We start from the raw sequence: 272 nt of genomic DNA on the forward strand, positions 1-272 counted from the left end.
GCCCACCCGGGTCTGCTGCCACCAGTCCAGTTCGCGGATCTTCTCCTTCGCAATCCCCCAGGCCATGAGGCGCGCCCCCACCCCGAGGGGCGTGATGAAGTGGTCGACCTTCTCCTGCAGCGCCAGTATGGCCCCGTGATCGAGATGGTCGTAGTGATCATGGGAGAGGATCACCCCCTCGATGGGGGGCAGCGCCTCCAGGGTGATGGGCGGTTGATGCCAGCGCTTGGGGCCGAACCACTGCACCGGCGAGGCCCGCTCGCTGAACACGG

Annotated in this window: 1 protein-coding gene; it reads right to left on the minus strand. The window is 67.3% G+C overall.

What is annotated here, in order from left to right:
- Nucleotides 1-272 (minus strand): MBL fold metallo-hydrolase (locus HB860_RS22060; protein WP_247627964.1); only part of this gene is annotated, 272 nt, incomplete at both ends.

Source organism: Aeromonas genomosp. paramedia, assembly GCF_023093515.1.
Lineage (GTDB): Bacteria > Pseudomonadota > Gammaproteobacteria > Enterobacterales > Aeromonadaceae > Aeromonas.